The sequence below is a fragment of the Caballeronia sp. LZ062 genome (genome assembly GCF_031450785.1).
Classification (GTDB): Bacteria; Pseudomonadota; Gammaproteobacteria; order Burkholderiales; family Burkholderiaceae; genus Caballeronia.
Genome location: NZ_JARTWB010000002.1, coordinates 962,780 through 983,544 on the forward strand (window position 1 = coordinate 962,780; position 20,765 = coordinate 983,544).

Genomic DNA, 20,765 nt, shown 5'->3' on the forward strand with positions numbered 1-20,765 from the left:
CGATACGCGTCACCCGGCCAGCAGCGCAGACCAAAAAAACAAGTGACCGGAGCGCGTTCGACGCGACATCCGGCCGACAGGAGACAACAACGATGAAACGCAGGACGTTCATCGCGAGCGGCGCCGTGCTCGCGGGTAGCGCAGTGACGGGCATGCCGCTCGCGTTCGCGCAAGGCAAGCCTGAACAGACGAAGGTGTCGATTGCCGTCGGCGGCAAGAACCTCTTCTACTATCTGCCGCTCACCATCGCGGAGCGCCGCAACTACTTCAAGGACGAAGGGCTCGATATCGAGATCGCCGACTTCGCGGGCGGCGCGAAGGCGTTGCAGGCGGCGGTCGGCGGCAGCGCAGACGTGGTGTCCGGCGCGTTCGAGCACACGCTGCTGCTGCAAGCCAAGAACCAGTATTTCCGCGAATTCGTGCTGCAAGGGCGCGCGCCGCAGATCGTGCTCGCCGTTTCGAAGAAGGCGATGCCGAACTACAAGTCCGTCGCGGACCTGAAAGGCAAGAAGATCGGCGTGACGGCGCCGGGTTCGTCTACGTCGATCATGGCGAGCTTCGTGCTCGCGAAGGCCGGTCTCAAGGCGACGGACGTGTCCTTCATCGGCGTGGGTGCGGGAGCGGGCGCGATTGCCGCGCTGGAGTCCGGCCAGATCGACGCGATGGCGAACCTCGATCCCGTGATGACAAAGCTCGATCGCGCGGGCGAGATTCGCATCGTCTCGGACACGCGCACGCTCGCGGATACGCGCACTGTGTTCGGCGGCAACATGCCCGCGGGGTGTCTCTACGCGTCGCAGAGCTTCATCAGCAAGAATCCGAATACGACCCAGGCGCTCACCAACGCGATGGTGCGCGCGCTCAAGTGGCTGCAAACGGCGTCGGGCAAGGAATTGATCGCGACGGTGCCGGAAGGGTATCTGCTCGGCGACCGCGCGCTGTATCTGGATTCGTGGCAGCACGTGAAGGAAGCCATGTCGCCCGATGGCCTGATGCCGGAAGACGGCCCGGCGACGTCGCTGAAAACGCTTCAGGCTTTCGACGAAACCGTGAAGGGCAAGCCGATCGACCTCTCGAAGACGTGGACGAACGATTTCGTGAAGAAGGCGCTCGCCTCGGTCAAGGCGTGATCGTGGCGACGCCCGTGGAAGCCGCGCTCGCATTGCAGGACGTGACCTGCACATTCGCGTCGCGCGAGAATCGCCGCGACCGCTACACCGCCGTTCGCAATACCACTTTGGCGATTGCGCCGGGCGAGTTCGTGTCCGTCGTCGGTCCGACCGGTTGCGGCAAGTCCACGCTGCTGAACATTTCGGCGGGTTTGTTGCAGCCATCGTCGGGCACGGTGAGCGTGTTCGGCGAACCGCTGAAAGGCATCAACCGCCGCGCCGGCTACATGTTTCAGGCCGATGCGCTGATGCCCTGGCGCTCCGCGCTCGACAACGTCACCGCGGGCCTCGCGTTCGACGGCGTGCCGAAAGACGAAGCGCGCTCGCGCGGCGAAGCGTGGTTGAAGCGCGTCGGCCTGTCCGGCTTCGGCGACCGCTATCCGCATCAACTGTCGGGCGGGATGCGCAAGCGTGTCGCGATGGCGCAGACCCTGATTCTGGATCCCGACATCATCCTGATGGACGAGCCGTTCTCCGCGCTCGACATTCAGACGCGTCAGTTGATGGAAAACGAGCTACTCGACCTTTGGGCCGCGAAGCGCAAGGCCGTGCTCTTCATCACGCATGATCTCGACGAAGCCATTTCCATGTCTGATCGCGTCGTTGTACTGTCGGCGGGGCCGGGCACGCATCCCATCGGCGAATTCGCGATCGACCTCCCGCGTCCGCGCGATGTCGCCGAGATTCGCTCGCATCCCCGCTTCGTCGAATTGCACGCGCAGATCTGGGGCGTGCTGCGCGAGGAAGTGCTCAAGGGTTACCAGCAGCAATTGAAGCCCGCCGTCGCAGATTAAGAAAACGAACATGTGGAACAAGCTGCGCCCTAATCGTTCAAATCGGGCCAATCTCGCGCTGTGGCAGTGGCTGCTGCTTCTCGCGTGCTTCGTCGTGTGGTACGTGCTCACGAGTCCGACGCTTTTACCACCGTTCTATTTCGACGACGCCAACAAGGCCGCGTTCTTCTTCGGCGAGCCGCAAAAGGTACTCGTGCGCATCTGGGAATGGTTCAGCGGCGGCGAGATTTATATCCACCTTTGGGTGACGCTGATCGAGACGGTGCTCGCGTTCGTCATCGGCACGGTGTCGGGGCTCGCGGTCGGCCTCTGGCTCGCGCTCGCGCCGACGACGAGCGCGCTGCTCGACCCCTACATCAAGGCCGCCAACTCGATGCCGCGCGTGATTCTCGCGCCGATCTTCGCGGTGTGGTTCGGGCTCGGCATCTGGTCGAAGGTCGCGCTCGGCGTGACGCTCGTCTTCTTCATCGTGTTCTTCAACGTCTATCAGGGCGTGAAGGAAGTGAGCCCTGTCGTGCTTGCGAACGCGCGCATGTTGGGCGCGAACCGCAAGCAACTGCTGCGTCATGTGTATCTGCCGAGCGCGACGAGTTGGGTGTTTTCGAGCCTGCATACGTCGGTCGGGCTCGCGTTCGTCGGCTCGGTCGTGGGCGAGTATCTCGGCTCCGCGCGCGGCGTCGGCTATCTGATTCTGCAGGCCGAAGGCACGTTCGATATCAACACCGTGTTCGCCGGCATTCTCGTGCTGACCGCATTCGCGCTGGTGCTCGACGGGCTGGTCGCGCTCGTCGAGCGGCGGCTGATGAAGTGGCAGCCGAAAACCGGCGATACCGAGAAGCTGTAAAAGAGCAGCGGTCTACGGCTCGATCACGACCTTGCCCGTCACGCGGCGATTCATCATGTCGTCGAGTGCTTGCGGCGTTTCTTCGAGCGTATAGCGTTTCGTGACGACGGGGCGCAGCTTGCCCGCTTCGATCCACTCGACCATCGTCGCGAATTCGCGGTCCGCGAGCGCGTGCTCGCGGCGCATGTGATCGCCCCAGAACACGCCGACGATGCTCGCGCCTTTCAGGAGCGTGAGGTTGAGCGGCAGCTTCGGAATCTCGCCGTTCGCAAAGCCGACGACAAGATACCGCCCGCGCCACGCGATGCTGCGAAACGCCGGTTCGGCATACGCGCCGCCGACGGGATCAAATATGACATCCGGTCCGTTGCCGCCGGTCAGTGCCTTGATGCGCTCGCGCAAGTCTTCGTTCGTATAGTCGATGACCTCGTCCGCGCCGTGCTCGCGGCAGAACGCGAGCTTCTCCGCGCTCGATGCCGCCGCGATCACCCGCGCGCCGACGATCTTGCCGATCTGCACCGCCGCCAGCCCGACGCCGCCCGCCGCGCCGAGCACGAGGAGCGTCTCGCCGGCTTTCAGCTGACCGCGATCGACGAGCGCGTGATACGACGTGCCGTAGGCGAGCGTGAACGCGGCGGCCTCTGGGAGATCGACGTGATCGGGCAGCGCGATGCACGCCGTCTCGCTCGCGCGCACTTGTTCGGCGAACGCGCCATGCGCCGTGTACGCGGCCACGCGCGTGCCGGGCGCGAAGCGCGTCACGCCCGCGCCCACTTCGCGCACCACGCCCGCCAGTTCCGCGCCCGGCGTAAAGGGCAGCGGCGGCTTGAATTGATACTTGTTCTGGATGATGAGCACATCCGGAAAATTGACGCTTGCCGCCTTCACGTCGATGATGATTTCGCCTGCTTCCGGATGCAGGTCGGGCAGCGTTTCGATGGTGAGCGTGTCGGGTAAACCGTGTCGGTTGCAGCGAACGGCGCGCATGTCGTCTCCTCGTCGTTGAGGCGGTCAGTGTAGGGCACCGTACCCGTCCGGACGAGCCCGCGCGTGCGTTCGCGCGTCATGTTTCCTCGGTTACAATCATCAGATGCGAATCCTACTCAGCAACGACGACGGCTATCTGGCGCGCGGCATCAACGTGCTGCACGACGCCTTGCAGCCGCTCGGCGACGTGACCGTGATGGCGCCCGAGCAGAACTGCAGCGGCTCGTCGAACTCGCTCACGCTGTCGCGGCCGTTGAGCATTCATCGCGCGGCGAACGGTTTCAATTTCGTGAACGGCACGCCGACCGATTCCGTGCATATCGCGCTCACCGGCATGCTGGACGAGCGGCCGGACCTCGTGGTATCGGGAATCAACAACGGCCAGAACGTCGGCGAGGACACGCTGTACTCGGGCACTGTCGCCGCCGCGACCGAAGGCTTCATGTTCGGCATTCCGGCCATTGCGTTTTCGCTGGTCGGCCGCGACTGGCTCCATCTTGAAGATGCCGCGCGCGTGGCGGCGGAAATCGTCGCGCACTTTCTTGATCATCCGATGCCGGGTCATCCGTTGCTGAACGTCAATATTCCAAGTCTGCCGTATGACCAGCTCGGCGAGTGGCGCGTGACGCGCCTCGGCAAGCGTCATCCGTCGCAGCCGGTCATCCGCCAGACCGATCCGCGCGGCAATCCGATTTACTGGATCGGGCCGTCGGGCGATGCGCTCGACGCAAGCGAAGGCACCGATTTTCACGCCGTCGCGAACGGCTACGTCTCCATCACGCCGCTGCAGCTCGACCTGACGCACACGAAGCTCATGGCCGAGACGCGCGAATGGGCCGCCGCCGGGAGCCGCCGCTCATGACGGACGAGCGCGCCAAGCGCTTTCCGCTGGCGCTCGCGGACCTGGTACGCGAGCCGCGCAAGCCCGCCGGCCGCGCCGACGCGTCGCGCGTGAAGCCTGCCGCCGCGCCGGGCGCGTTGCGTTCCACGGCGGGCGCGCAGAAAGGGGCGCCCGCGTTTGTCTCCAAGCCGGGGAGCGACAAACCCGTTCCCGCCGCGACCCGCAGTCCGGCACAGGCGCCGCATCCGCGCACGAGCGCGTTGCGGACCGCGCAACGTCCCGCCGAGCGCGACTCGCATTCATACGCGAACGCGAACGCTGCGACGAAAAAAGGCGCGCCCAACGTCGCATTGACGAGCACGCAGACGCTCACCTCCGAACGCGTGCGCGAGCGCATGGTCGAACGCCTGCGCGCGAACGGCATCACCGATCCGCGCGTGCTGAACGCCATGTCGGTCGTGCCGCGCCACATGTTCGTCGATCCGGGGCTCGCCGCGCAGGCCTACGAGGACGCGGCGCTGCCGATCGGCCATCATCAGACCATCTCTAAGCCTTCCGTGGTCGCGCGCATGATCGAACTGGTCGCGTCCGGGCGCACGCTCGACAAGGTGCTCGAGATCGGGACCGGCTGCGGCTATCAGGCGGCGGTGCTGTCGCAGGTCGCAACCGAGGTTTATTCCATCGAACGCGTGCGGCCGCTGTCAGAGCGCGCGAAGCTCAATCTTCGGCCGCTGCGCGTGCCGAACATCCGGCTGCACTATGGCGACGGCCGTCTCGGCCTGCCCGCGGCCGCGCCGTTCGATGCGATCGTCATTGCGTGCGCGGGGCTCGACGTGCCGCAGGCCTTGCTGGATCAACTGGCTGTCGGCGGCAGGCTCGTCGCGCCGGTCGGATCGCAGGCCGCGCAGTCGCAGGTGCTGACGCTCGTCACGCGCGTTTCGGCGACGCAGTGGCGGGAGTCGCAGCTGGATCGCGTTTTCTTTGTACCTTTGAAATCCGGAGTGATTTGACACCGATGAGTATCTTGCGTGCTTGGCGAGTAGGGAGTGCGAACGTTCGCCTGACGGCGGCGCAGCGCAGCGTGTGCGTCGTTGCGCTAACCGTCCTGGCGGCCTGTTCGACGCGCATGGACATGGCGCCGGTGGTGGACAGAACCGGCGCGCCCATTGGCACGGATGCCGCGCAGGCCGCGGCGTCCAACGGTCCGCCGCCGCCGGGCTACTACCGCGTGAAGCCGGGCGACACCCTATATCGGATCGCACTGGAAAACGGTCAAAATTATCACGACATCGCGGCCTGGAACAATCTGACCAACCCGAATCAAATCGAAGTCGGTCAGCTGGTGCGCGTCGCGCCGCCGGGAGCGAATGTCGCCGCCGCGACGCCGGGTGTATCGACCGCGCCGATCGCGGGTGGCGCAGTCGAAGCGCAGCCGCTCAACGGCGGCGTGCAGCAGCCGGGCGCAACAACGGGCGCAACGGCGGGCGCGGCCCAGCCGCCGTACTACGGTTCGAATTCCGGCATGGGAACTGTGCCGGGCGCTGCGGCAGGCGCCGCGCCGGGTGTTGCGGCTGGCGTCGACAATAGCGCGACGGCAGCGCAGCCGGCGTTCATCTGGCCGGCGCGCGGTCCGATTCTCGGCACATTCGACGACGCGAAGAACAAAGGTTTGAATATTGGCGGCGCGGCGGGCGATCCGGTCAATGCCTCGGCGGACGGCCGGGTCGTTTATTCCGGAAATGGGCTGCGCGGCTACGGCAATCTCATTATCATCAAGCACGATGCGACTTTTCTAACAGCGTATGCACACAACCGCGCTTTGATGGTAAAAGAGGGTGACGCGGTGACTAAAGGGCAGAAGATCGCTGAGATGGGGAACAGCGATTCGGACCGTGTGATGTTGCATTTCGAAGTTCGCCGGCAGGGTAAACCTGTTGACCCACTGAAGTATTTGCCGCCGCAATAAAAGCGGAGCCATCATGCCGAAAACGAAGCGCCGCCTGCCGCAAGCCGAGACTGAGACGATCAGCCGACCTTTGCAAGTGTCGGCGGAAGAGGGCGCTTCTACTCGCGAGGACGATGCCGAGAACATCGAGGTCGATGTCGATTCGGACGAAGATGGCTCGAGCCGCGGCAAGCGCGCCGAAGAAGGCGGTGAATCCGCCGACGGCGCAAACGATTCCCCTCCCGACGCCGACGACTTCCGCTCGTTGCTCCAGGCCGAACTCACGGCCGACACTATTCAGCACTACCTGAATCGCATCAGCGTCAAGCCGCTGCTTACCGTCGAGGAAGAGCAGCGGTATTCGCGTCTCGCCAAAGCCGGCGAATTCGAGGCGCGGCAGGTCATGATCGAGCGCAATCTGCGGCTGGTCGTCAGTATCGCGAAGGGATATCTGAATCGCGGGGTGCCGCTGCTCGATCTGATCGAGGAGGGCAATCTCGGCCTCATGCACGCCATCGAAAAATTCGATCCGACGCGCGGTTTCCGCTTTTCGACCTATGCGACGTGGTGGATACGTCAAAGCATCGAGCGCGCCATCATGAATCAGGCGCGCACGGTGCGGCTGCCGGTTCACGTGATTCGTGAACTGAATCAGGTGCTGCGCGCGAAGCGCCATCTGGAGAAGAATTCCGCCAACGCGAACGATCCCGTGGCGCCCGAACGCCGTGACGCCAGCATCGACGACATTGCGTACCTCACCGGCAAGACGCCCGAGGAAGTCACCGACATTCTCGCGTTGAACGAACACACGGCTTCGCTCGATGCGCCGCTGGACCTCGATCCCGGCAGCAGCCTGCTCGACCTGCTTTCCGACGATCAAAGCCAGTCGCCGGACGCCGAAGTGCAGCACCGCGAACTGGAAACGCTGACGCGGTTGTGGCTGTCGCGCTTGTCGGACAAGCATCGGCATGTGATCGAGCGTCGTTTCGGACTCAATCACATCGAGCCGGCCACGCTCGAAGAGCTTGCCGACGAAATGGGCCTCACGCGCGAGCGTGTGCGCCAGATTCAGCAGGAGGCGCTTGTCAGGCTCAAGCGTTTCTTCGCGTCCAACGGCGTTCGCAAGGACGCCGTGCTTTGATGCTTCCATGGCGCCCGCGCGGGCGTCGCATTTGTTTTGCCGCTTTCGCAGGATTCAATGACACCGATTCTCGTATTCGACATCGAGACGATCCCTGATGTCGACGGCATTCGCCGTCTCGAAGATTTGCCCTCCGATCTTTCGGACCGCGAAGTCGCCGACTATGCGTTTCAGATGCGCCGTGAGCGCGTCGGCAACGATTTTCTGCCGCACCATTTGCAGCGCGTCGCGGCCATTTCCTGCGTGTTCCGCGACAACAACGGCTTTCGCGTGCGCTCGCTCGGCGCGCCCGGCGACGGCGAGGCGGCGCTGATTCAGTCGTTTTATCGCGTGATCGAGAAATACACGCCGCAGCTCGTTTCATGGAACGGCGGCGGTTTCGATCTGCCGGTGCTGCATTACCGCGCGCTCGTGCACGGCATCACCGCGCCACGATATTGGGATCTCGGCCAGGACGACCGCGAATTCAAATTCAATAACTACATCAGTCGGTATCACATGCGGCATATCGACCTGATGGACGTCCTCGCGATGTATCAGGCGCGGGCCAACGCGCCGCTCGACGCGCTCGCGAAGCTTTGCGGCTTTCCCGGCAAGCTCGGCATGGACGGCGGCAAGGTGTGGGACGCGTTCTGCGACGGCCAGCTCGACGAAATTCGCAACTATTGCGAGACCGATGTCGTCAATACGTATCTGATGTATTGCCGCTTTCAGTTGATGCGCGGCGGCTTTTCGGCCGACGAGTACAGCGACGAAGTCAATTTCGTCAAAAACGCGCTCGCGCAGGAAACGTCGCCGCACTGGGCCGAGTATCTCGCCGCGTTCGGCCGATGAGTTCTTGACGCTTCGTCTACAATCTCGCCTTCGCTATCACGTCAGTCAGGAAGTACGCAGGTGTCTGAAGCCGCTCGAAAAAATCCGCATCGCCGCCGCGCGGCGCCCGCGAAGTCCGTCACGCCCGATCCGTCGTTCGTCGCGCCTGAAATCGAAATCGACGCGCTCGATATGGACGCGCGCGGCGTCGGCCGCACGGTGAACGAGGACGGCGAGCCGGGCAAGGTCATTTTCGTGGAAGGCGCGCTGCCGGGCGAGCGCGTGAGCTATTCGAGCTATCGCAAAAAGGCGAGCTTCGAGCAGGCGCAGGTCGTCAAGGTGCTGCGCGAAAGCGTGATCCGCACGCGCCCGAAATGCCAGTTCTTCGGCACGTGCGGCGGCTGCTCGATGCAGCATCTGGACGTGCGCGCGCAGATCGCGGTCAAGCAGCGCGTGCTGGAAGACAATCTGCAGCATCTGGCGAAACTGCGGCCCGAAACCATGTTCCGGCCGATTCACGGCCCGTCGTGGGGCTACCGTTATCGCGCGCGGCTCACCGTGCGCCATGTCGAAAAGAAGGGCGGCGTGCTGGTCGGCTTCCACGAGCGCAAAAGCAGCTACGTGGCCGACATGACGAGCTGCGAAGTGCTGCCGCCGCACGTTTCCGCGATGCTCGTGCCGCTGCGTCATCTGGTGGCGGCGCTTTCGATCCGCGATCGCATGCCGCAGATTGAACTGGCGGTCGGCTCGGACGTGACGGCGCTCGTCCTGCGCATTCTCGAACCGCTGACAGAAGCCGACGAAGCCCTGCTGCGCACGTTCGCCGACGAGCACGGCGTTCAGTTTTGGCTGCAGCCGAAGGGCCCGGACACCGTCTATCCGTTCTATCCGCTCGACCGCGAACTGGCTTACACGCTGCCGGAGTTCAACGTCCGCATGCCGTTCAAGCCGACCGACTTCACGCAGGTCAATCATCAGATCAACCGTGTGCTCGTGTCGCGCGCGTTGAGCCTGCTGGCGCCGGCGCGCACCGATCGCGTGCTCGATCTGTTCTGCGGCATCGGCAATTTCACGCTGCCGCTCGCGCGCGTGTCGCGGGAAGTGGTCGGCATCGAGGGCAGCGAGGCGCTGACGGCTCGCGCCCTCGAAAACGCGAAGGCGAACGGCGCCGATGGGCACACGTCGTTCGCGTGCCGGAATCTGTTCGAAGTCACCGCTGACGACATTCGGGCGCTCGGCCGCTTCGACAAGTTCCTGATCGATCCGCCGCGCGAAGGCGCGCTCGCGGTGTCGAAGGCGCTCGCGGACATCGCGCAAAGCGGCGACGACGCGATTCTGCCGAAGCGCATCGTCTACGTGTCCTGCAATCCGGCGACGCTCGCGCGCGATGCCGGCCTGCTCGTGCACGAGGCCGGCTACCGGATGAAGGGCGCGGGCGTCGTGAACATGTTCCCGCATACATCGCACGTCGAATCGATTGCGCTGTTCGAGCGCGACTGACGCGTCGCGCGTTTCAGCAGGCAAAAAAAACCGGCCCGAAGGCCGGTTTTTTTTGTCTCAGCGAAGCGTTCCGCGATCAGTTGCGGTTGCCGCCGAAGATGCCGAGCAGCGCCAGCAGGTTCGTGAAGACGTTGTACAGATCGAGGTAGATGGCGAGCGTCGCGCTGATGTAATTCGTCTCGCCGCCGTTCACGACGCGCTGCACGTCGAACAGCATGTACGCGGAGAAAATCACGATGGCGAGCACGGAGATCGTCATCATCAGCGCCGGCAGTTGCAAGAAGATGTTCGCGAATGCGGCGAGCAGGATGACGATCACGCCCATGAACAGGAACTTGCCGAGGCCCGAGAAATCACGCTTGCTGACGGTCGCGATGGTCGCCATGGCCGCGAAGATCACGCCCGTGCCGCCGAACGCCATCATGATGAGCTGCGGCCCGTTCGAGAAGCCGAGTATGAAACTCAGCAGACGCGAGAGCATTAGGCCCATGAAGAACGTGAAGCCGAGCAGGACGACCACGCCCATGCCGCTGTTCTTCGTCTTTTCGATCGCGAACATGAAGCCGAACGCGATGGCGAGGAAGGCGATGAAGCTCATCGCCGGGCTCGTGGCGGCGAACAGCGAAAAGCCTGTCGCGACCCCGATGTACGCGCCGAGCACTGTCGGCACCATGGAAAGCGCCAGCAGCCAGTAAGTATTGCGCAGCACCTTGTTGCGCACCTCGACCGAGGTGACGGCGCCAGTGCGGCCGAAGCCGTAGGGTGATTCGTTCATGGTTTCTCCTTGCTCCAATTGTCCGTCGTTCAGTTGTACCGCGACATTCTGGTTACATGGGATCGTAACGTCGCTCTCTTAAGCCAAAATTAGTACCGCAATGGTGCACGGCCGATTCCATTGCGATACCGCGTTTTGCTCCAATATGGCCGCGGCGCGCGCAGAATTCAATGCTTGCCCGCTCTATTTCAGAGCCTGTATGCAGCCAGCCTACGCATGCTTTGATCCTTACGGCGTCGTAAGGTTTCAATCGCAATCATACATCGCTTCGTGCTACAATTGTCGATTCGTTTTAATCCGTAAACCGTTCATTTTTTGGAGTTTTTCATGGCGATCGAGCGCACCCTGTCGATTATCAAGCCGGACGCAGTGGCAAAGAACGTTATCGGCCAGATCTACAGCCGTTTCGAGAACGCTGGTCTGAAGATCATCGCGTCGCGCATGGTTCACCTGTCGCGCGCCGACGCGGAGAAGTTCTACGCGGTGCACGCCGCGCGTCCGTTCTTCAAGGACCTCGTGGAGTTCATGGTGTCGGGTCCGGTCATGATCCAGGTGCTGGAAGGCGAAAACGCAATCGCACAGAACCGCGACCTGATGGGCGCCACCGATCCGAAGAAGGCTGACAAGGGTACGATCCGCGCCGATTTCGCCGACAGCATCGACGCGAACGCCGTGCACGGTTCCGACGCTCCGGAAACGGCGCGCCAGGAGATCGCGTTCTTCTTCCCTGAAGTGAACGTCTACTCGCGTTAATTCATGTGTTGGTCGCCGCGCCTGTCAAAGGGCGCGGTCAAACGCGCCTCAGCACAAGAATAGCTGCAAAAAAAGTTGTGAATAAGCAGGAATTTGGCGCGAACGGTCCCGGGCGAATGTCCGGGCTTCGCAATCTGGAAATGGCAGAACTCGACATGACGAGCAGCAGCACCGTCAATCTTCTCGATCTCGACGCCGCCGGGCTGGTCGCTTACTGCGGTAGCCTCGGCGAAAAGCCGTTTCGCGCCAAGCAATTGCAACGCTGGATCCATCAATTCGGTGCCGACGACTTCGACGGCATGACGGATCTCGCGAAATCGCTGCGCGAAAAACTCAAGGGCCGCGCCACGCTGGCGATGCCCGACATCATTCGCGACCACGTTTCCGCCGACGGCACGCGCAAGTGGCTGATCGACGTCGGCAACGGCAACGCGGTCGAAACCGTGTTCATCCCCGAAGAGACGCGCGGCACGCTTTGCGTGTCGTCGCAGGCGGGTTGTGCGGTCAACTGCCGGTTTTGCTCCACCGGCAAGCAAGGCTTTTCCCGCAATTTGACGACCGGCGAGATCATCGGCCAGTTGCGCATGGCGGAGTTTGCGTTGCGCAAGTCGCTCGGCCGCGAAGTCGGCGGGCCGGGCAAGGGCGAGCGCGTCGTCACCAACGTCGTGATGATGGGCATGGGCGAGCCGATGCTCAACTACGACGCCGTCGTGCCGGCGATGCGCCTGATGCTCGACGACAACGCTTACGGCCTGTCGCGCCGCCGCGTCACGCTCTCAACGTCCGGCGTCGTGCCGATGATGGACCGGCTCGCGGCGGATCTCCCCGTGGCGCTCGCGGTGTCGCTGCACGCGCCGAACGATCCGCTGCGCGACATGCTCGTGCCGCTCAACAAGAAGTATCCGTTGCGCGAGCTGATGGCGGCCTGCCAGCGGTATCTGAAGGTCGCGCCGCGCGACTTCATCACGTTCGAGTACTGCATGCTGGACGGCGTGAACGACAGCGAGGCTCACGCCCGCGAATTGCTCGCGGTGACGCGCGACGTGCCGTGCAAGTTCAACCTCATTCCGTTCAATCCGTTCCCGGAATCCGGCCTTACGCGCTCGAAGAACGAGCAAATCAAACGGTTCGCGCAGGTGCTGATCGACGCGGGCGTCGTCACGACGGTGCGCAAGACGCGCGGCGACGACATCGACGCGGCATGTGGTCAGCTCGCCGGTGCGGTGCAGGATCGCACGCGGCTCGCCGAGCGCACGAACCGCTCAGGAAGCAAGGTGATCGAGGTGCGCGCGGTCTGACGGGATCGCGGCTGCCCGGGCGTCGACATGGCGCGACGGCCGCGATCAGGCAGCGACCATGAAGCGAACGCCGCGCGAAGGCGAACATTTTGTTATAAAGCGGTCTGCAACGGCGCCAGGGTTGTATCGTTCAGTGCTTTGGAAACTGACGGCGCAGCAGCGCAATATAAAAGAATCGATGCGAGGAATTTGGGATGAGTGAGCCGCAACACCCGACGCCTTTCGGCAGTCATACCGACGAAATGTCCGGCGATCAGCATGATGCCCGGACGCGAGTCGGAGGGGCGGCATCGCGCGAAAGCCAGCCGGTGACGCTGGACTCGCTGCAGGCAGTCGGCGCGCGTCTCGCGCAGCTCCGAAGCGCGAAAGCATGGTCGATCGACGACGTTTCGGCCCGGCTCAAGGTGTCGCCGCAGAAGCTTGCCGCGCTCGAAGAGGGCGATATCAGTCAATTGCCCGACCGGACGTTCGCCGCGGGCATCGTGCGCAGCTACGCCAAAATCCTTGGTGCCGACCCGGCGCCGTTCACGCAGGCGTTCCGCCGCGATGGCATGCCGGTCGAGCACAATCTGAAGGTGCCGGCCTCGTCCGGCGCGGGATTGCCGCGCGGCCGTGTGTCCGTGCCGCTCGGTAATTCGTCGGGTCGCAAGCGTTCGTGGCTGTGGGGCGTTCTGGCAATCGTCGCGGTGCTGGCAGTGCTCGTGATGTGGCACACCGGTGGCGATTCGTCGGCATGGCTCGCGCGGATCAAGTCGAGCACGGGCGCGGGAGTCGCCGCGACGTCGGGCGACAAGCCCGCGGCGTCGCAAGTCGCGACGCCCGACGAAGCCGCCGCCGCGAATACCGGCGAGGCGTCGCTGCCCGAAGTGGCGGCCGCGCCCGGCGAGCAGCCGATGCCGCGTCCGCTCGGCACGAACGCGCTGCCGGCGTCGTCCTCGACGATCACGGCGGTGCAGGCTGCAAGCGCTCCCGCAACGACCGCACCGGCGCCGAAGGCAGCATCGGCGGCTGCGGCTGCGGCTTCGGCGGCGACGGTCGCAAGCACCGGCAAGGGCGCGAACGCCGTCGAACTGAAAGTGAAGGAAGATAGCTGGTTCAGCGTGCGCGGCAAGGACGGCAAGGAAGTGTTCTCCGGCCTCGTGCGTGCGGGCAGCACACAGCGTGTTCAAGGCGAGGCGCCGTTCAAGGTGACCGTCGGAAACGCGCGAGGCGTCGAATCGCTGTCGGTGGACGACGAGCCCGTCGACGCCAAGAAGTATTCTTCCGCTCGCGGAAACGTCGCGCGCTTCTCGCTGCCGTAAGGAAATCATGCGGGCGGCTTGAGGCCCCGCGCGACGCGCGGACAAGTCAGGGGCGTCTCGGTATTGGCCGTGACGCCCGTTCGAGGTTCCATTCAAGCAACTTCCGCTGCCTTGCAGCGCCCCGGTTGCCATAGGGTTTTTCGATGCAATCCGAAGCTCAATCCCTGATCAGCAGCAAAGTGTGTTCGACCGAGCCGGTCTTCGGCGGTCCGTTGCCGCGCCGTTCGTCCCATGCAGTGGACGTGCGCTGGGGCGGCCAGCTCGTGACCATCGGCGGCGACGCGCCCGTTCGCGTCCAGTCGATGACCAACACCGATACGGCCGACGCCATCGGCACCGCGATCCAGATCAAGGAACTCGCGCAAGCCGGCTCCGAACTCGTGCGCATCACGGTGAATACGCCGGAAGCCGCGGCCGCCGTCCCGCATATTCGCGAGCAACTCGACCGCATGGGCGTGACCGTGCCGCTCGTCGGCGACTTCCACTACAACGGCCACTTGCTGCTGCGGGATCATCCCGCGTGCGCCGAGGCGTTGTCGAAGTATCGGATCAACCCGGGCAACGTCGGTCAGGGCGCCAAGCGCGACACGCAATTCGCGCAGATGATCGAAGCGGCCATCCAGTACGACAAGCCGGTGCGTATCGGCGTGAACTGGGGCAGTCTCGATCAGGACCTGCTCGCGCGCATGATGGACGAAAACGCCGCGCGCGCCACGCCGTGGGAGCTCCAGAGCGTGATGTACGAGGCGTTGATCCAGTCGGCGATCGGCTCTGCGGAGCGCGCGGTGGAATTGGGGCTCGGACGCGACAAGATCATCCTGTCGTGCAAGGTGAGCGGCGTTCAGGACCTCATCGCTGTTTATCGCGAATTGGCGAAGCGCTGCAGCTTCGCGCTGCATCTCGGCCTGACCGAGGCCGGTATGGGCTCGAAGGGCATCGTGGCGTCCACGGCGGCGCTGTCGGTGCTGCTGCAGGAAGGCATCGGCGACACCATTCGCATTTCGCTCACGCCCGAGCCGGGCGGCGCGCGCACGGGCGAAGTGGTCGTCGGACAAGAGATTTTGCAGACCATGGGCTTGCGCTCGTTCACGCCGATGGTCATTGCGTGCCCCGGCTGCGGGCGCACGACGAGCACGCTGTTCCAGGAACTCGCGTCGCAAATCCAGACGTACCTGCGCAGCTCGATGCCCGTCTGGCGCGATCAGTATCCCGGCGTTGAAAAGATGCACGTCGCCGTGATGGGCTGCATCGTCAACGGCCCGGGCGAGTCGAAGCACGCGAACATCGGCATCAGCCTGCCGGGTTCGGGCGAAAATCCGGCCGCGCCCGTGTTCGTCGACGGCGTGAAGGTGAAGACGCTGCGCGGCGAGCGCATTGCCGAAGAATTCCAGCAAATCGTTAGCGACTACGTCGAGCGCACTTACGGCAAGCGCGTCGAAACGTCCGCGGCATCAATCTAAAGACAGATGACTGAACAGAAGAAACGGCTCGCGAAGCTGACGGGCGTGAAGGGCATGAACGACATCCTCCCGCAGGATGCCGCGCTGTGGGACTTTTTCGAGACCACCGTGAAGTCGATGCTGCGCGCATACGGCTATCAGAACATTCGCACGCCGATTGTCGAGCACACGCAGCTTTTCACGCGCGGCATCGGTGAAGTGACCGATATCGTCGAGAAAGAGATGTACAGCTTCACCGACGCGCTGAACGGCGAGCATCTCACCATGCGCCCGGAAAACACGGCGGCCGTCGTGCGCGCGACTATCGAACATAACCTGCTGTACGACGGTCCGAAGCGCCTGTGGTACATCGGCCCGATGTTCCGGCACGAGCGTCCGCAGCGCGGGCGTTACCGCCAGTTCCATCAGGTCGGCGTCGAGGCGCTTGGCTTCGCGGGTCCGGACACGGACGCCGAAATCATCATGATGTGTCAGCGTTTGTGGGACGACCTCGGGCTGACGGGCATCCGTCTCGAACTGAACTCGCTCGGTCAGGCAGCGGAGCGCGCGGCGCATCGCGAAAAGCTAATCGCGTATCTGGAACAGCACGTCGATGTCCTCGACGAGGAAGCGAAGCGCCGTCTCTACACGAACCCGCTGCGCGTGCTCGACACGAAGAATCCGGCGATGCAGGAGATCGCGCAGAACGCGCCGAAGCTCGTCGATTTTCTGGGCGAAGAGTCGCGCAAGCACTTCGAAGGCGTGCAGCGGCTGCTCAAGGCGAACAACATTCCGTTCACGATCAACCCGCGTCTCGTGCGCGGGCTCGATTACTACAACCTCACCGTGTTCGAGTGGGTGACCGACAAGCTCGGCGCGCAAGGCACGGTGGCGGGCGGCGGGCGCTACGATCCGCTGATCGAGCAGCTCGGCGGCAAGCCGACCGCCGCGTGCGGCTGGGCGATGGGCGTCGAGCGTATTCTCGAACTGCTGAAGGAAGAAAATCTGGTGCCGGAAGCCGAGGGTACGGACGTCTACGTCGTGCATCAGGGCGAGCAGGCAGCAGAGCAGGCGTTCATCGTGGCCGAGCGTCTGCGCGACACGGGGCTCGACGTGATTCTGCATTGCAGCCCGGACGGCGCGTCTTCCAGCTTCAAGTCGCAGATGAAGAAGGCGGACGCGAGCGGCGCGGCGTTCGCCGTGGTGCTGGGCGAAGACGAACTCGCGCAGGGCATGATCGGCGTGAAGCCGCTGCGCCGCTCGGGCGGCGAAACATCCGATGCGGAAAAGAACGAACAGGTGAACGTTCCGGCGGAAGACTTGACCGAATACCTAATCAATGCGATGGTTGCAACCGCCGCCGACGAGGATGCCTAATAGATAGGCATTGCAGCGCAGCCGGGCGCATTCGGCGGAGCGGCGTGAGAGCGCATTAAGCGCATGCAAGCACGTTCCGCCATCGCGACACGCGAACGAAGGGCAATGAAACGCAGGAAGGAATAGCTGGACGATGAGTTACCACGACGAACAAGAATCGCTGGAAAGTGTCAAGGCCTGGTGGGCTAAATGGGGTAACGCCACGACGTGGATCGTGCTCGTGGCGCTCGTCGTTGCGGCTGCTTTCAACGGCTGGAATTACTGGCAACGCCGTCAGGCTGCCGAGGCGTCAGTGCTGTACGACCAGCTTCAGCAGGCCGTGAACGGCAACGATCAGAAGCTGGTCGCGCGCGTCGCATCGGACATGGAAGACAAGTTCGGCCGCACCGCTTACGCCGAGATGTCCGCGCTCGCGGCGGCGAAGTCGCTGTATATGGCAGGCGACACGGCCGGCGCCAAGGCGCAGTTGCAGTGGGCCGTCGATCACGCGAAGGACGACGAGTACAAGCAGATCGCAAAGCTGCGCCTCGCGCTCGTGCTTTTCGACGAGAAGAACTACGACGCGGGCCTGAAGCTCCTCGCCGATGCGCCGCTCGATGCGTTCAAGGGCGTCATCGCGGACCGCCGCGGCGATCTGCTCGCCGCACAAGGGAAACGCGACGATGCGCGCACTGCCTACAAGACGGCGCTCGAAGCATTACCGGCGAACGACACTTCTGCGCGGCAACTCGTCCAGTTCAAGCTCGATGCGCTCGGCGGCTGATTCGCATCGCTTCCGACGTCCGGCGCTTCGTTAGCGCCGGAGCCGTTTCGCCAATCAAGCCGCCGCGCCGTGCATCGCCCGTAAGCGATCCGCGGCTGCGCCGGTCAACCGAATTCACCCATTCATGTTGCGTCCACCGATGATTCAATTGAAACGCTACGCCGTGCCGTTCGCCTGCGCGATGACCGTGCTACTGGCCGCCTGTTCGTCGACCAAGGACGAGCGGCGCGTGCCGACTCCGCTCGTCGATTTCAAGCCGGTGCTCAACGTCAACCAGGCGTGGAAGGCGAGCGTCGGCAAGGCCGGCCGCTATCTGTTCGCGCCGGTTGCCGTGGGCGATGCCGTCTATGCGGCGGGCGAAAACGGCACGGTCGCGAAGATCGATGCCAAGACCGGGCAGGATGTCTGGCGCACGAAGCTGAAAGATGATCTGTCGGCGGGCGTCGGCAGCGACGGCAATCTGACCGCGGTCGGCGGGCTGAAAGGCGCGGTTTACGCGCTCGGATCCGACGGCAAGCAGTTGTGGACCGCGATTGCGCCGGGCGAGATCATCTCGCCGCCGCTCGTCGGCAACGATCTCGTGATCGTGCGCACCATCGACGGCAAGGTCATTGCGTTCAACGCGCAGACCGGCGAGCAGAAGTGGATCTTCCAGTTGCGCGCGGTGCCGTTGAACCTGCGCGTGGCCGCCGGCATGACGTTCGCCGGCAGCCAGGCGGTGCTCGCGGGCTTCCCGGGCGGTAATTTCGCCGCCATCAATCTGCAAACGGGCGATGCCTACTGGCAAGCGCCGGTGTCGTATCCGAAGGGCGTGACCGAAGTCGAGCGCATCAACGACGTGACGGGCGCGCCCGGCCTCGTCGGCGCGCAGACCTGCGCGGTCACGTTCCAGGGCAAGATCGGCTGCTTCGACGCCAATTCGGGCCGTCCGGTGTGGGAGAAGAACTTTTCGAGCGACAGCGGCCTGGCGCAAGACGAACAAATCGTCGCGGCGGGCGACGACTGGTCGGTTGTGAACGCGTTCCGTGCCGCTGACGGTTCGCCCGTCTGGAAGAGCGACAAGCTCAAGAATCGTCAGGTCAGCGTGCCGTTCATCCTCGGGCGCGCGGTCGTTTTGGGCGATTACAAGGGCTTCGTCCATTTCCTCAGCGCGGACAACGGCGAACTCGTCGGTCGCGCGCCGACCGACGGCAGCCCGATCACCGCTGCGCCGGTTCTGGCGGGCAATACGCTCGTCGTCCAGACGCATGACGGTGATCTCTACGGCTTCCGTCCGCAGTAAGTTCCAAGAAAGGCGCTTCGGCTCGCCCGAGACGAAGCGCCGCAAAAAGCCGTGCTGACGGGTTCGTCCGCGTGGCAAGCAGCAAGCGGAGCGCGTCCACCGTGCGCGCCCGACGACACTACCTGATACGCAGGGCGTGACAGAACATAGCGCGTCGCGCGGTGACGCGGCGCGAGAATAGCCCTCGGACTGGCAACAGACCGGCGCACCGCGCCGATGCTCGACCGCTACGCGCTCTCGCGTGGCGCGAGCCAAATCCATGCTAATTTTCGACAAGCGCAGCCATTGCGCGGCGTATGCGGGACGACCTGTCCCATCGCACGTTTCGCGTCCGCCTTGCGTTCAACCGTGAACAACATCTGATGAAACCCGTGATTGCCCTCGTCGGGCGCCCCAATGTGGGGAAATCGACTCTCTTCAACCGGCTGACGCGCTCGCGTGATGCGCTCGTCGCCGACCTGCCCGGCCTAACGCGCGACCGCCACTATGGCGAAGGCCGCGTCGGCGGCGAACGGCCGTATCTCGTCGTGGATACGGGCGGCTTCGAGCCGGTCGCGAAAGACGGCATCCTGCACGAAATGGCGCGCCAGACGCGGCAGGCCGTGGAAGAAGCGGACGTCGTCGTGTTCATCGTCGATGGACGCAACGGGCTCGCGCCGCAGGACAAGTCGATCGCCGACTATCTGCGCAAGACCGGCCGGCCGCTTTTTCTCGTCGTGAACAAGGCCGAGGGCATGAAGTACACGGCGGTCGCGTCGGATTTCTACGAGCTCGGTCTAGGCGATCCCCGAGCCATCTCGGCCGCGCACGGCGACGGCGTGACGGAGATGATCAACGATGCGCTCGACATCGCCTATGCCGGTCAGCCCGAGGAAAGCGAGGAAGAGAAGGCGCAGCATGGCGTGAAGATCGCTATCGTCGGGAGACCGAACGTCGGCAAGTCGACGCTCGTCAATACGCTGATCGGCGAAGAGCGCGTGATCGCGTTCGACATGCCCGGCACCACGCGCGATTCGATCTATGTTGATTTTGAGCGACAAGGCCGCAAATACACCTTGATCGACACGGCCGGCCTGCGTCGTCGCGGCAAGGTGTTCGAGGCGATCGAGAAGTTCTCGGTCGTGAAGACGCTACAGTCGATCTCGGATGCGAACGTCGTGATCCTGCTGCTCGACGCGCAGCAGGACATCTCGGATCAGGACGCGCACATCGCGGGTTTCGTCGTCGAACAGGGACGCGCGCTGGTGGTTGGTGTGAACAAGTGGGACGGTTTGGACTCGCATGTGCGCGAGCGCACCAAGGCCGATCTCACGCGCAAGCTCAAGTTTTTGGACTTTGCTAAATTCCACTACGTCTCCGCGCTGGAGAAAACCGGCATCGGCGCGCTGATGAAATCGGTGGACGACGCCTACGCCGCCGCGATGGCCAAGCTGCCGACGCCGAAGCTCACGCGCGCGCTGATCGAAGCCGTCGAGTTCCAGCAGCCGCGCCGCCGCGGGCCCGTACGGCCTAAGCTTCGCTATGCGCACCAGGGCGGTCAGAATCCGCCGATCATCGTCGTGCATGGCAACGCGCTCGATGCGGTCACCGATACCTATAAACGGTATCTGGAAGGGCGCTTTCGAGAAACTTTTGGACTGGCCGGCACTCCATTGCGCATAGAGTTCCGCTCGAGCAAGAACCCTTATGCGGACAAGGACTGAGAGCCGCTTGAGTCAAGCGTTGCGGCCCGATTGGCCGGGT

At 63.8% G+C, this 20,765-nt stretch carries 19 protein-coding genes; 17 read left to right on the forward strand and 2 right to left on the reverse strand.

What is annotated here, in order from left to right; translation table 11 throughout:
- Positions 1 to 92: 92 nt before the first annotated feature.
- The 3 genes from P9239_RS10590 to P9239_RS10600 are packed head-to-tail and all read left to right on the forward strand — an operon-like array spanning position 93 to position 2,807.
- Positions 93 to 1,130 carry an ABC transporter substrate-binding protein gene (locus tag P9239_RS10590; protein ID WP_309750497.1) on the forward strand — a complete coding sequence of 346 codons (1,038 nt, stop codon included), beginning with the start codon at positions 93 to 95 and terminating at the stop codon, positions 1,128 to 1,130.
- A 2-nt stretch (positions 1,131 to 1,132) separates the two neighbouring features.
- Positions 1,133 to 1,963, forward strand: coding sequence for an ABC transporter ATP-binding protein (locus P9239_RS10595; protein ID WP_309750499.1), 831 nt, complete (start codon positions 1,133 to 1,135; stop codon positions 1,961 to 1,963).
- A 10-nt stretch (positions 1,964 to 1,973) separates the two neighbouring features.
- Positions 1,974 to 2,807, forward strand: coding sequence for an ABC transporter permease (locus P9239_RS10600; protein ID WP_309750501.1), 834 nt, complete (start codon positions 1,974 to 1,976; stop codon positions 2,805 to 2,807).
- Positions 2,808 to 2,819: 12 nt separating this feature from the next.
- On the opposite strand, the gene P9239_RS10605 is transcribed toward P9239_RS10600, so the two are convergent.
- A complete protein-coding gene (locus P9239_RS10605) occupies positions 2,820 to 3,794 on the reverse strand; it encodes an NADPH:quinone oxidoreductase family protein (protein ID WP_309750504.1) in 975 nt (324 codons plus the stop codon).
- 103 nt (positions 3,795 to 3,897) lie between these two features.
- Between P9239_RS10605 and surE the strand changes: the two genes are divergently transcribed.
- Genes surE through rlmD form a run of 6 tightly spaced genes read left to right on the forward strand, consistent with a single transcriptional unit; the run spans position 3,898 to position 10,034 of the window.
- On the forward strand, positions 3,898 to 4,656 hold the full coding sequence (gene surE / locus P9239_RS10610) for a 5'/3'-nucleotidase SurE (protein WP_309750506.1): 759 nt from the start codon (positions 3,898 to 3,900) through the stop codon (positions 4,654 to 4,656).
- A complete protein-coding gene (locus P9239_RS10615) occupies positions 4,653 to 5,645 on the forward strand; it encodes a protein-L-isoaspartate(D-aspartate) O-methyltransferase (RefSeq protein WP_309756457.1) in 993 nt (330 codons plus the stop codon). The genes surE and P9239_RS10615 overlap by 4 nt, the downstream gene beginning before the upstream one ends.
- A 5-nt stretch (positions 5,646 to 5,650) precedes the next feature.
- On the forward strand, positions 5,651 to 6,601 hold the full coding sequence (locus tag P9239_RS10620; protein WP_309750510.1) for a peptidoglycan DD-metalloendopeptidase family protein: 951 nt from the start codon (positions 5,651 to 5,653) through the stop codon (positions 6,599 to 6,601).
- Positions 6,602 to 6,614: 13 nt separating this feature from the next.
- Positions 6,615 to 7,721, forward strand: a complete 1,107-nt coding sequence (gene rpoS, locus P9239_RS10625) for an RNA polymerase sigma factor RpoS (RefSeq protein ID WP_309750511.1) — start codon at positions 6,615 to 6,617, stop codon at positions 7,719 to 7,721.
- Between the two features lie 57 nt (positions 7,722 to 7,778).
- Positions 7,779 to 8,555 carry a 3'-5' exonuclease gene (locus P9239_RS10630; RefSeq protein ID WP_309750513.1) on the forward strand — a complete coding sequence of 259 codons (777 nt, stop codon included), beginning with the start codon at positions 7,779 to 7,781 and terminating at the stop codon, positions 8,553 to 8,555.
- A gap of 60 nt (positions 8,556 to 8,615) precedes the next feature.
- Complete coding sequence (gene rlmD / locus P9239_RS10635) at positions 8,616 to 10,034, forward strand: 23S rRNA (uracil(1939)-C(5))-methyltransferase RlmD (protein WP_404980035.1); 1,419 nt, start codon at positions 8,616 to 8,618, stop codon at positions 10,032 to 10,034.
- Between the two features lie 76 nt (positions 10,035 to 10,110).
- On the opposite strand, the gene P9239_RS10640 is transcribed toward rlmD, so the two are convergent.
- Complete coding sequence (locus P9239_RS10640; RefSeq protein ID WP_206466506.1) at positions 10,111 to 10,809, reverse strand: Bax inhibitor-1/YccA family protein; 699 nt, start codon at positions 10,807 to 10,809, stop codon at positions 10,111 to 10,113.
- A gap of 327 nt (positions 10,810 to 11,136) precedes the next feature.
- Between P9239_RS10640 and ndk the strand changes: the two genes are divergently transcribed.
- From ndk to der, 8 genes are all read left to right on the forward strand, one after another.
- Entirely contained in the window at positions 11,137 to 11,562 is a 426-nt protein-coding gene (gene ndk / locus P9239_RS10645) for a nucleoside-diphosphate kinase (RefSeq protein WP_250472446.1), read from the forward strand.
- A 155-nt stretch (positions 11,563 to 11,717) separates the two neighbouring features.
- A complete protein-coding gene (rlmN, locus tag P9239_RS10650) occupies positions 11,718 to 12,860 on the forward strand; it encodes a 23S rRNA (adenine(2503)-C(2))-methyltransferase RlmN (protein ID WP_309753990.1) in 1,143 nt (380 codons plus the stop codon).
- 194 nt (positions 12,861 to 13,054) lie between these two features.
- Positions 13,055 to 14,161 carry a RodZ domain-containing protein gene (locus P9239_RS10655; protein WP_309750518.1) on the forward strand — a complete coding sequence of 369 codons (1,107 nt, stop codon included), beginning with the start codon at positions 13,055 to 13,057 and terminating at the stop codon, positions 14,159 to 14,161.
- Positions 14,162 to 14,304: 143 nt separating this feature from the next.
- Positions 14,305 to 15,621, forward strand: a complete 1,317-nt coding sequence (gene ispG / locus P9239_RS10660; protein ID WP_309750519.1) for a flavodoxin-dependent (E)-4-hydroxy-3-methylbut-2-enyl-diphosphate synthase — start codon at positions 14,305 to 14,307, stop codon at positions 15,619 to 15,621.
- Positions 15,622 to 15,627: 6 nt separating this feature from the next.
- Positions 15,628 to 16,977 (forward strand): histidine--tRNA ligase, encoded by a 1,350-nt coding sequence (gene hisS / locus P9239_RS10665; RefSeq protein ID WP_309750521.1) that lies wholly within the window; start codon positions 15,628 to 15,630, stop codon positions 16,975 to 16,977.
- A gap of 133 nt (positions 16,978 to 17,110) precedes the next feature.
- On the forward strand, positions 17,111 to 17,740 hold the full coding sequence (locus P9239_RS10670) for a tetratricopeptide repeat protein (protein ID WP_309750523.1): 630 nt from the start codon (positions 17,111 to 17,113) through the stop codon (positions 17,738 to 17,740).
- A gap of 139 nt (positions 17,741 to 17,879) precedes the next feature.
- Positions 17,880 to 19,022: an outer membrane protein assembly factor BamB gene (bamB, locus tag P9239_RS10675; RefSeq protein ID WP_309750525.1), complete on the forward strand. Its 1,143-nt coding sequence runs from the start codon at positions 17,880 to 17,882 to the stop codon at positions 19,020 to 19,022.
- Positions 19,023 to 19,384: 362 nt separating this feature from the next.
- Positions 19,385 to 20,725, forward strand: a complete 1,341-nt coding sequence (gene der / locus P9239_RS10680; protein WP_309750526.1) for a ribosome biogenesis GTPase Der — start codon at positions 19,385 to 19,387, stop codon at positions 20,723 to 20,725.
- Positions 20,726 to 20,765: the final 40 nt, after the last annotated feature.

Coding starts and splice junctions, on each gene's coding strand:
- P9239_RS10590 (WP_309750497.1), top strand. CDS start 93: ATGAAACGCAGGACGTTCATCGCGAGCGGCGCCGTGCTCGCGGGTAGC.
- P9239_RS10600 (WP_309750501.1), top strand. CDS start 1,974: ATGTGGAACAAGCTGCGCCCTAATCGTTCAAATCGGGCCAATCTCGCG.
- P9239_RS10605 (WP_309750504.1), bottom strand. CDS start 3,794: ATGCGCGCCGTTCGCTGCAACCGACACGGTTTACCCGACACGCTCACC.
- surE (WP_309750506.1), top strand. CDS start 3,898: ATGCGAATCCTACTCAGCAACGACGACGGCTATCTGGCGCGCGGCATC.
- P9239_RS10615 (WP_309756457.1), top strand. CDS start 4,653: ATGACGGACGAGCGCGCCAAGCGCTTTCCGCTGGCGCTCGCGGACCTG.
- P9239_RS10620 (WP_309750510.1), top strand. CDS start 5,651: ATGAGTATCTTGCGTGCTTGGCGAGTAGGGAGTGCGAACGTTCGCCTG.
- rpoS (WP_309750511.1), top strand. CDS start 6,615: ATGCCGAAAACGAAGCGCCGCCTGCCGCAAGCCGAGACTGAGACGATC.
- P9239_RS10630 (WP_309750513.1), top strand. CDS start 7,779: ATGACACCGATTCTCGTATTCGACATCGAGACGATCCCTGATGTCGAC.
- P9239_RS10640 (WP_206466506.1), bottom strand. CDS start 10,809: ATGAACGAATCACCCTACGGCTTCGGCCGCACTGGCGCCGTCACCTCG.
- ndk (WP_250472446.1), top strand. CDS start 11,137: ATGGCGATCGAGCGCACCCTGTCGATTATCAAGCCGGACGCAGTGGCA.
- rlmN (WP_309753990.1), top strand. CDS start 11,718: ATGACGAGCAGCAGCACCGTCAATCTTCTCGATCTCGACGCCGCCGGG.
- P9239_RS10655 (WP_309750518.1), top strand. CDS start 13,055: ATGAGTGAGCCGCAACACCCGACGCCTTTCGGCAGTCATACCGACGAA.
- ispG (WP_309750519.1), top strand. CDS start 14,305: ATGCAATCCGAAGCTCAATCCCTGATCAGCAGCAAAGTGTGTTCGACC.
- hisS (WP_309750521.1), top strand. CDS start 15,628: ATGACTGAACAGAAGAAACGGCTCGCGAAGCTGACGGGCGTGAAGGGC.
- P9239_RS10670 (WP_309750523.1), top strand. CDS start 17,111: ATGAGTTACCACGACGAACAAGAATCGCTGGAAAGTGTCAAGGCCTGG.
- bamB (WP_309750525.1), top strand. CDS start 17,880: ATGATTCAATTGAAACGCTACGCCGTGCCGTTCGCCTGCGCGATGACC.
- der (WP_309750526.1), top strand. CDS start 19,385: ATGAAACCCGTGATTGCCCTCGTCGGGCGCCCCAATGTGGGGAAATCG.